General features: G+C 67.6%; 1 protein-coding gene and 1 pseudogene. One reads left to right on the top strand and one right to left on the bottom strand.

All coding sequences use genetic code 11. The features are described 5' to 3' along the window. Positions 1-246 (top strand): annotated as a pseudogene (locus tag DM995_RS19110) (citryl-CoA lyase); the annotation flags it as partial. 60 nt (positions 247-306) lie between these two features. Here DM995_RS19110 and DM995_RS19105 read toward each other — a convergent pair. Beyond that, positions 307-789: helix-turn-helix transcriptional regulator (locus DM995_RS19105; protein WP_116970701.1), on the bottom strand; the 483-nt coding region annotated here is incomplete at its 5' end.

The following is a 789-nucleotide window of genomic DNA, read 5'->3' as shown; positions in this document are numbered from 1 at the left end:
TTGCGCGATTGCCTGCCCGAAACGCTGGGTCGGCCGCTGCCGATCAACGTCAACGGGGCGATCCCTGCGGTCATGCTCGATGTCGGCTTCCCGCTCGCCGCGCTGAAGGGCATTTCGCTGCTGGCGCGTACGGCCAGCCTCATCGCCCATCTCAACGAAGAGGCGAGCCGACCGATCGGCTTCATCATGTCCGGCGCTGCGGCGCAGGCGGTCACGTTTGACGGAGACACAGCCAGTCCGGACTAGCCGTCGGTTGCGGTATCGCTGTCCATCGGATCGGGGAGGATGCGCATCGTTCGCTGGAGTCTATGCGGCCCGATATTTCCGCCGATATTCGGCGGGAGAGGCGCCCATCTCCCGGCGGAAGGCGGCGTGGAAAGCGCTGTCGCTGAGATAGCCTGCCTCCGATGCCACCGTGCTGATCGTCTTCAAGCCGCTGGCCAGCTGCCTTGCCGCCACCCGCATCCTCCAGTTGGTGGCATAGCCGACCGGCGGCCTCCCGACGCGGCGCGCAAACCGCTCGGCAAAGGCCGATCGCGAACAGCCTGCGATTCTGGCGAGGTCCCCAAGCTGCCAGTGGCGCGCCGGGTCGCCGTGGATGGCCTGGAGCGCCCTTGCGACCGCCGGATCGGCAAGTCCGCCGAGCCAGCTGGGGATGCCCGTTCCGCCGCCGAAATGGCTGCGGATCGCCTGCACGAAAAGAAGGCGGATGATGTCATCGCATGCGGTCCGCGCGCCCGGCAGGCCGCCGCGCCATTCGGAATCGAGCTGCGCGATCAGCCATCCCAT

Origin of the sequence: Blastomonas sp. UPD001 (genome assembly GCF_003426715.1) — a bacterium.
Classification (GTDB): Bacteria; Pseudomonadota; Alphaproteobacteria; order Sphingomonadales; family Sphingomonadaceae; genus Blastomonas.
This window is presented reverse-complemented; position numbering and strand designations above follow the sequence as displayed.